Annotated in this window: 8 protein-coding genes; 6 read left to right on the top strand and 2 right to left on the bottom strand. The window is 73.6% G+C overall.

What is annotated here, in order from left to right; all coding sequences use genetic code 11:
- Positions 1–280: 280 nt before the first annotated feature.
- The 4 genes from ACFQPP_RS11560 (at position 281) to ACFQPP_RS11545 (ending at position 4,658) form a co-directional block, all read left to right on the top strand.
- On the top strand, positions 281–1,048 hold the full coding sequence (locus ACFQPP_RS11560; protein ID WP_376916748.1) for an SDR family oxidoreductase: 768 nt from the start codon (positions 281–283) through the stop codon (positions 1,046–1,048).
- 40 nt (positions 1,049–1,088) lie between these two features.
- Positions 1,089–2,225 carry a serine hydrolase domain-containing protein gene (locus ACFQPP_RS11555; protein WP_376916746.1) on the top strand — a complete coding sequence of 379 codons (1,137 nt, stop codon included), beginning with the start codon at positions 1,089–1,091 and terminating at the stop codon, positions 2,223–2,225.
- An 85-nt stretch (positions 2,226–2,310) separates the two neighbouring features.
- Positions 2,311–4,290 carry a DNA helicase RecQ gene (gene recQ / locus ACFQPP_RS11550; RefSeq protein ID WP_376916745.1) on the top strand — a complete coding sequence of 660 codons (1,980 nt, stop codon included), beginning with the start codon at positions 2,311–2,313 and terminating at the stop codon, positions 4,288–4,290.
- Positions 4,287–4,658 (top strand): RNA-binding S4 domain-containing protein, encoded by a 372-nt coding sequence (locus ACFQPP_RS11545; protein WP_376916743.1) that lies wholly within the window; start codon positions 4,287–4,289, stop codon positions 4,656–4,658. Before recQ ends, ACFQPP_RS11545 begins: the two co-directional genes overlap by 4 nt.
- Before the next feature lie 51 nt (positions 4,659–4,709).
- Here the strand turns inward: ACFQPP_RS11545 and ACFQPP_RS11540 are convergent, their stop codons facing one another.
- Positions 4,710–4,901, bottom strand: coding sequence for a hypothetical protein (locus tag ACFQPP_RS11540; protein ID WP_376916742.1), 192 nt, complete (start codon positions 4,899–4,901; stop codon positions 4,710–4,712).
- A 63-nt stretch (positions 4,902–4,964) separates the two neighbouring features.
- Here ACFQPP_RS11540 and ACFQPP_RS11535 point away from each other — a divergent pair, with 63 nt between their 5' ends.
- Together ACFQPP_RS11535 and ACFQPP_RS11530 are read left to right on the top strand one after the other, a co-directional pair.
- Positions 4,965–6,047: an FkbM family methyltransferase gene (locus ACFQPP_RS11535; RefSeq protein ID WP_376916741.1), complete on the top strand. Its 1,083-nt coding sequence runs from the start codon at positions 4,965–4,967 to the stop codon at positions 6,045–6,047.
- 64 nt (positions 6,048–6,111) lie between these two features.
- Positions 6,112–6,963, top strand: coding sequence for an HpcH/HpaI aldolase/citrate lyase family protein (locus ACFQPP_RS11530; protein WP_376916740.1), 852 nt, complete (start codon positions 6,112–6,114; stop codon positions 6,961–6,963).
- 61 nt (positions 6,964–7,024) lie between these two features.
- On the opposite strand, the gene ACFQPP_RS11525 is transcribed toward ACFQPP_RS11530, so the two are convergent.
- Positions 7,025–7,843, bottom strand: a complete 819-nt coding sequence (locus ACFQPP_RS11525; protein ID WP_376916739.1) for a hypothetical protein — start codon at positions 7,841–7,843, stop codon at positions 7,025–7,027.
- Positions 7,844–7,963: the final 120 nt, after the last annotated feature.

The raw sequence follows: 7,963 nt of genomic DNA, 5'->3' as shown, positions 1-7,963 counted from the left end.
GCCGGACTTCTTTTCGAAAGGGGCCCCAGCCACGACGCTGGGGCCCCTTTTCGCTTTTCCAGGAGGAATCGCGAGCGTGGCGGAGGGCCCGGGCGATCATCGCCCGGGCCCTTCGTGCGTCGTGGCCTCGTTCCGCGAGCACGCTGCGACCGCAGGTCGCGAGCTCGCGACGCGGGCGGCACGCCGCTCGGCATCCGAGCGTCTCGGCGCCCACCATGCATCGCAGCGACGCGCCGCCCCCGCCTGGCCGCATCGGCCGCTGCGGCGTACCGTTGCAGGCATGCGCATCGCAGTCTTCGGCGGCACGGGCAACGCGGGCGCGAGAGTCGTCGCCTCGGCGCAACGACAGGGCCACGAGGTGGTCGCGGTCTCGCGCAGCGGGCGCGACGTGCACGGCGCTGCGGGCGCGAAGGCCGACCTGCTCTCGGGCGACGGCCTCGAGTCGGCGCTTGACGAGATCGACGTGCTCGTCGACTGCACGAACACGTCGAATCCTCTCGACACCCGCATCTTCACCCTCGGCGCGCGGCACCTCATCGCCGCAGCCGAGTCCGCGGGGGTCGAGCGGGCCGTCGTGCTGTCGATCGTCGGGGCCGAGCACTCGACGTTCCCGTACCACCAGCGCAAGGTCGACCAGGAGCAGCGGTACCTCGCCTCCAGGCTCGAGACCTGCGTGGTGCGGGCGACGCAGTTCCACGACTTCCCCGTGACGTTCTTCGAGCAGGCGCGCCCGCTCGGCGTCATCCCCGTCTTCCTCGGGGCGCGGTTCCAGACCGTCGACCCCGACGAGGTCGCGGCGCTCGTCGCGCACGAGGCGATCGAGCCCTCCGGGGCGTCGTTCGTCGAGATCGGCGGCCCGCGCGTGCGCGTCTCGCGCGACATCGCGCGCGCGTGGCAGCAGGCGACGCATGCGCGCGGCATCGTCGTGAACGGGCCGTTCCCGCCGTCGCTGCTCGCGTTCTTCCGCGACGGCCGCAACCTGCTGCCGGCCGACGGGCAGCAGGGCACGGTGACGTTCGAGGAGTGGCTGGCGCGCTCCACGCGCTGACGGCCTTCCACGCGTCGCGCATCCGACGTACCGTGACCGCATGGCGACCGTGCAGCACATCGCGGACTCCGCTCTCGAGCGGGGGACGCCGGGCGTCGTCGCCGCGATCGTGCGCGGCGACGAGCACGACGTCGCGGTCGCCGGCTCGAGAGCGGTCGACGGCGAGCCGATGACGCGCGACACCGTCTTCCGCCTCGCGTCGCTTACGAAGCCGATCGTCGGCGCGGCGGCCATGCGACTCGTCGAGATGGGAGCGATCGCCCCGACCGACCCGGTCGGTCGCTGGCTGCCCGAGCTCGACGGCGTCCGAGTGCTGCGCACGCAGGGCTCGACGCTCGACGACAGCGTGCCGCTCGCGCGTGCCATCACGGTCGAGCACGTGCTCACCTGCACGGCGGGGGTCGGCTTCGTCGGCGACCTGGGCGCTCCGATCGTCGCGGCGCAGGGCACGGTGCTCGGCCAGGGGCCGGACCCGAGGGCCAAGCCGGCCGCCGACGAGTGGATGCGCAGGCTCGCCACCCTGCCGCTGGCGCACCAGCCCGGCGAGGGGTGGACGTACGACGCGGGCATGGATCTGCTCGGCATCCTGCTCGCACGCGCGGCACGAGCCGACCTCGCCGACCTCGTCGCGGCGCTCGTGCTCGAGCCGCTCGGCATGCGCGACACGGGCTTCCGCCTCCGCGCCGACCAGGTCCCGCGCACCGCGACCTCGTATCGCCTGCTCGACGGCGCGGCGGTCGTGGTCGAGACGCCCGAGCGGCTGCACGCCGCCCCGCCGGCGTTCGACTCGGCAGCGGGAGGCCTCGTGTCGACGCTCGACGACCAGCTGGCGTTCTGGCGGATGCTGCGCGACCGAGGCCGCGCCGCGGACGGGTCGCAGGTGCTCGCTGAGACCTCGGTGGCGACGATGCGCTCTCCGCACGCCGCGGCCGAGCCCGGCAACGTGTTCCTCGCCGACCAGGCATGGGGCGTCGGAGGCGGCGTCGACGTCGCGGTGCGCGAGCCGTGGACGGCGCCGGGGCGCTACGGCTGGGTCGGCGGCACGGGCACGGCGGCGTCGGTGCTGCCGTGCGGCACGATCGGCGTCTGGCTGACGCAGCGCGAGCTGTCCGGACCGGATGACGCCGACGGCATCGCTGCGCTGCTGACGGAGGCTGCGAGGCGCGACCGCGGCTGACGCGCCGCGCCCGCCCAGCCTCGCGCTCGCCTCGCGCATCCACGATGCGTCGCCGGCGTGGGCGGCGGCTCGTAGGCTGGATGCGATGAGCGACGCGCAGTGGGGATCCCCCGACGACTGGGTGCCCCCGGACGAGTGGGCACCGCCGGAGGACGACGGCTGGCTGCCGCCGGACGACGGCGGGCATGGCGCGCCGAGCGGTACGCGCATCCCCGCCTCCGTCGCCACGCAGGCGGGCACCGTCGCCGTGGCCGCGGCACCCCTGCGCCCGCGGCCCGAGACGCCGCTCGATGCGCTGCGCACCGTGTGGGGCTACGACGCCTTCCGCGATCAGCAGGCCGAGATCATCGACTCGCTCGTCGCCGGGCAGGATGCGATCGTGCTCATGCCCACGGGTGGCGGCAAGAGCCTCTGCTACCAGGTGCCGTCGCTCGTGCGCGAGGGCACCGGCATCGTCGTGAGCCCGCTCATCGCGCTCATGCACGACCAGGTCGACGCGCTGCTGCAGCTCGGCGTGCGCGCGGCGTACCTCAACTCCACGCAGTCGATCGACGAGCGCCGCCAGGTCGAGCGCGACCTCGTGGCCGGCGAGCTCGACCTGCTCTACCTCGCGCCCGAGCGCCTGCCGGTCGTCGGCGACCTGCTCGACCGTGCGCCCGTCGCGCTCTTCGCGATCGACGAGGCGCACTGCGTGAGCCAGTGGGGCCACGACTTCCGCCCCGACTACCTGCAGCTGTCGATCCTGCACGAGCGGTGGCCGAGCATCCCGCGCATCGCGCTGACGGCGACCGCCACGGTCGAGACGCGCGCCGAGATCGCCGAGCGGCTCGACCTGCAGGACGCCCGCGTGTTCGTGTCGAGCTTCGACCGCCCGAACATCCAGTACCGCATCGCGCCGAAGCAGGATGCGCGGGGCCAGCTGCTGCGCATCATCCGCGACGAGCATCCCGGCGACGCCGGCATCGTCTACTGCCTCTCGCGCAAGAGCGTCGAGCAGACGGCGACGTGGCTCGCGCAGCAGGGCGTCGAGGCGCTGCCGTACCACGCAGGCCTCGACGCGGGCACGCGTGCTCGCAACCAGTCGCGGTTCCTGCGCGAGGACGGCGTCGTCATGTGCGCGACGATCGCGTTCGGCATGGGCATCGACAAGCCCGACGTGCGCTTCGTCGCGCACATGGACCTGCCGAAGTCGGTCGAGGGCTACTACCAGGAGACGGGCCGTGCCGGGCGCGACGGCCAGCCGTCGACGGCGTGGCTCGCGTACGGCCTGCAGGACGTCGTGCAGCAGCGTCGCATGATCGACGAGGGCGACGGCGATCGTCAGCGCAAGCGTGCGCAGACGCTGCACCTCGACGCGATGCTCGCGCTCTGCGAGACGGTGCAGTGCCGGCGCGTGCAGCTGCTCGGCTACTTCGGGCAGCCGAGCGAGCCGTGCGGCAACTGCGACACCTGCATCGCACCGCCCGACACGCTCGACGGCACGGTGCCCGCGCAGAAGCTGCTGTCGACGGTCGTGCGCCTGCAGCGCGAGCACCGGCAGCAGTACGGCGCGGGCCACCTCGTCGACATCCTGCTCGGCAAGGACACCGAGCGCATCCGCCGCCTCGGCCACGACCGCCTCACGACGTACGGCATCGGCGGCGAGCTGAGCGAGCAGGAGTGGCGCGGGGTCGTGCGGCAGCTGCTCGCGCAGGGACTGCTGCAGGTGCAGGGCGAGTACGGCGTGCTGGCCATCACCGAGCAGGCAGGCGACGTGCTCGGAGGTCGCCGCGAGGTGCGGCTGCGCCGCGAGCAGGAGCGGGTGCGGCGATCCGCGAAGGCGAAGGCGGCGCCGATCGCGCTCGACGACGCGCAGCAGGAGCTGTACCAGCGGCTCCGCGCGTGGCGCAGCGAGGTCGCGAAGGAGCAGGGCGTGCCCGCGTACGTCGTGTTCTCGGATGCGACGCTCGCGGGCATCGCGGCGACGCGGCCGGGCGACGAGGGTGCGCTCCGCGGCGTCTCGGGCGTCGGCGACGCGAAGCTCGAGCGCTACGGCGCCGCGGTGCTGGAGGTCGTCGGGGCATGAGCGGCACGCTGCGGGTCGACGTCTGGGTGTGGGCGGTGCGCTGCACGAAGACGCGCTCCGCGGCGACGGCCGCGTGCCGCGCCGGTCACGTGCGCGTCAACGGCGCGACGGCGAAGGCGGCGCAGGCCATCAAGGTCGGCGACGAGGTGCGGGTGCGCCTGCACGGGTTCGACCGCATCCTCGTCGTGCGCGAGCTGCTCGCGAAGCGCGTGGGCGCCGAGCTGGCGGCGAAGGCCTACGAGGATCGCACCCCCGCGAGGCCGACGCCCATGGAGGCGCAGCTCGTGCCGACGCGCGACCGCGGCTCGGGCAGGCCCACGAAGCGCGACCGCCGCGAGATCGACCGGCTGCGGGGGCGCGACGCCTGACGCCGAGCGGCTCGGCGCACCCTGCGGGCGCCGCGACCCCGAGGGCTCACCTCACGCGAGCACCCCGGCGACGACGAGCACGGCGGGGACGAGCACGGCGAGCCCGAGGATCGCGCCGACGAGCCCCGTGAGGATCGTGCGCGACTGGCGGCGACGCGCGCCGGCGACCATCACGGCCACACCGAGCCCGAGCACGACGAGACCGAGCACTGCGACGATGCCGAGCGACGGGTCCATGATCAACTTCGGATGCTACCGAGCCTCAGAGGGGTCGTGGGGACGTCGACGGCCGTTAGCGTCGCCCCCATGGCGCAGATCCGTGGCAGGGATGCCGAGGCCGGCAGCATCGTGAACGCGCTCGGGCACAGGCTGTGGTTCGACGCATCCGACGAACGAGGCAGGGCGCTGCAGTCGCGCGCAGGCGACCTCAACGGCGGATCGCTGCAGCTGTGGCGCTCGCTCGTCGCGCTGCGCCGGTGGGACGCCGTGCTCGACGTGGGCACGAACTACGGCGAGATGCTGCTCGGCGTCGACCTGGGCGACGTGGGCGCCGTCGTCGGCTTCGAGCCGAACCCGCGCGTGCTGCCGCATCTGCTGCGCTCGATCGACGAGTCGGGTGCGCGGCACCGCATCCGCGACGTCGCGGTGAGCGACGTCGCCGACGAGCAGCTCGTCTTCGCGATCGACCTCGTGTGGTCCGGCATGTCGGGGCTCGCGGCGACGCGAGCCGACGGTGGCGAGCACCGCGTCGAGGAGGTGGCGGTGCGCACGACCACGATCGACGCGGAGGTCGCGGCGCTCGGCGAGCCGGCGTCGGTGCTCGTCAAGGTCGACGTCGAGGGTGCCGAGCACGCGGTGCTCGCCGGCGCGACGGGCCTGCTCGCCAGCGATCGACCGTGGGCGGTCATGGTGGAGGTGCTGCACATGGCGGCGCACGCGCAGGCCGACCTCCTCGCGCGCTTCGACGTCGCCGCCCTCGATCTCGCCGAGGGCTCGCTCGCTCGCGTGCCGGCGATGTCGCCTCAGGCGTGGAGCGCGCTGCTCGCCACCGGTTGGGTGTACGGGCAGGACGTCGTGCTGCTCGCCCCCGGCCTCGCCGACTCGCTGCCGTCGATCGTCGACGTCGTCGAGCGGCGCGAGCAGGTGCTCGCTCCGCTCGGCAGAGACGCCGCCGGCGCCGCGGACGCGGCGCGCACCCTCGAGGCCGCCGTCGCCGAGGGCGCCGCGGCTGGTGCCGAGCGCGACGCCGCGCGGGCCGATGCCGCGACCGCGCGCGCCGAGCGCGACGTGGCGCTCGCGACCGTGCAGGCGCTGCGCGCCAGCTCGTCGTGGCGTGCCACGCGGCCGCTGCGGGCGATGGTCGGCGCCCTGCGCCGCCGTCGCCGGTGAGCGTCTGCGACCGATACGACCGCAACGCGCGAGCGCCGCATCGCGCTCGATAGGCTCGAGCATCGTGAGCCGACGCCCTGTCTCTGCCCAGATCGCCCGTTCCTGGCTGCTCGTGCCGGCATCCCAGCCCGACCTCTTCGAGATCGCGCAGGCCTCCGATGCCGACGCGATCATCATCGACATGGAGGATGCGGTCGCCGCCAACGACAAGAAGCAGGCGCGCAAGGACACGCTCGCCTGGCTCAACTCGGGGCACCGCGCGTGGGTGCGCATCAACGACGCATCCAGCGACTTCTGGAGCGACGACTGCGCCGCGCTGAAGAAGGCCGAGGGGCTCGAGGGCGTCATGCTCGCGAAGTCCGAGTCGTCGAGCCACATCGACGACACCGCCGACCGCCTGCCCGACGGCGTGCGCATCCTCGCCCTCGTCGAGACGGCGCGCGGCGTGCAGCAGGTCGAGCGCATCGCGAACGCGCCGTCGACCTTCCGCATCGCGTTCGGCACGGGCGACTTCAAGCGCGACACGGCGACGGGGGAGGACCCGCTCGCCCTCGCGTACGCGCGGTCGCAGCTCGTCATCGCGTCGCGTGCGGCGCGGCTGCCTGCGCCGATCGACGGCCCCACGCTCGACCTCGCGAGGCTGCCGGCGGGCACCGCGCACGCGAAGGAGATGGGCATGTCCGGCAAGCTCTGCCTGAACCACACGCACACGGCGACCATCAACGAGGGGCTGAGCCCCGCGCACGACGACATCGCCTGGGCGCACGGCTTCATCTCGGCGTTCGAGGCGTCGGGCGGCAAGATCACCGACGGGTCGGATCTGCCCCGTCTCGCCCGAGCGCAGAAGATCGTGCAGCAGGCCGAGGACTTCGGCATCGAGGTCGACGCCGCCGAGGTCTCGCACTCGGGCTACTGAGCCTGCGACGCGACGACGCCCGCTGCCGACCGGCAGCGGGCGTCGTCGCGTGGTGGATGCGTCAGTCGGCGGCGGGCTCGGCCTCGGCTGCCGCGGCGGTGGCCGTCTCGACGTCTTCGATGAGCACGGCGATGGCCTGGTACGTGAGGTGGGCGACCATGTGCCACTGGGTGGTGCCGCCGTCGAGCGCGGGGCCCTCGACCACGAGATCGGCGAACGACGGCTCGACGCGGACGCGGTTGGCGTAGCCGCTGACGACGACGTGCGTGGCGACCGCGAGCGTGCGCGTGGTGAAGGGCGGCCGCATGCGCTGGCCCATCATGCTGAGCGCGGCGCGGTAGAAGCCGACGTTCGTGTCGATGAGGTGCTGCTCGACGGCGCGCGCCGTCGTCTCGAGCATCTCGGCGTGCGCCGGATCGCCGGGGCTCGCCGCTGCGGCGTAGAGGGCCTCGTACGACTTCCACTGCTTCGAGGCGAGCAGGTCGCGCAGGTTGCGCTCGGCTGCGATGCGGACGAGCTCGCGCGTGACCGCCGTGCGCCCCTCGGGCGTCTCGAGCATCGACGCGTGCTGCCGCATGCCGCCCATGACCGAGTCGGTCGTGGCGGGCGAGAAGCCGAAGCCCATCTGGCGGCGGCTGAAGATCTCGGAGATGAGGTCGGCGACGTACGACTCGTGCGTGCCCCACTGGCGGTAGGCGCTCGCGCGCGAGACGCCTGCGTCGGCGATGATCTCCTCGAGGGGCAGGTGGCCGAAGCCCACCGTCAGCCCGTCGCGCTCGACGAGCGCGACGCCGGCATCGAGCATCCGCTGCCGAGCGACCGACGCGGGGATGCGGGGCCGACGTCGACGAGCGGGCGCGGCTGCGTCTCCTTCAAGCATGCATCCAGGCTACTCGCCGGTCGCGCGGAGGTGGCGGTTCTCCACAGGCGTCGTCACCCCCTCCGCGCCCGGCACGACGACGGCCCGCAGCCGGGGAGGCTGCGGGCCGTCGTCGCACCG

This window comes from Agrococcus sp. GCM10030265 (assembly GCF_042666675.1).
Taxonomy (GTDB): domain Bacteria; phylum Actinomycetota; class Actinomycetes; order Actinomycetales; family Microbacteriaceae; genus Agrococcus.
The sequence above is the reverse complement of the archived record's forward strand: the minus strand, read 5'-3'. Positions and strand labels throughout refer to the sequence as shown.

Coding starts and splice junctions, on each gene's coding strand:
- ACFQPP_RS11535 (WP_376916741.1), top strand. CDS start 4,965: ATGGCGCAGATCCGTGGCAGGGATGCCGAGGCCGGCAGCATCGTGAAC.
- recQ (WP_376916745.1), top strand. CDS start 2,311: ATGAGCGACGCGCAGTGGGGATCCCCCGACGACTGGGTGCCCCCGGAC.
- ACFQPP_RS11545 (WP_376916743.1), top strand. CDS start 4,287: ATGAGCGGCACGCTGCGGGTCGACGTCTGGGTGTGGGCGGTGCGCTGC.
- ACFQPP_RS11555 (WP_376916746.1), top strand. CDS start 1,089: ATGGCGACCGTGCAGCACATCGCGGACTCCGCTCTCGAGCGGGGGACG.
- ACFQPP_RS11560 (WP_376916748.1), top strand. CDS start 281: ATGCGCATCGCAGTCTTCGGCGGCACGGGCAACGCGGGCGCGAGAGTC.
- ACFQPP_RS11525 (WP_376916739.1), bottom strand. CDS start 7,843: ATGCTTGAAGGAGACGCAGCCGCGCCCGCTCGTCGACGTCGGCCCCGC.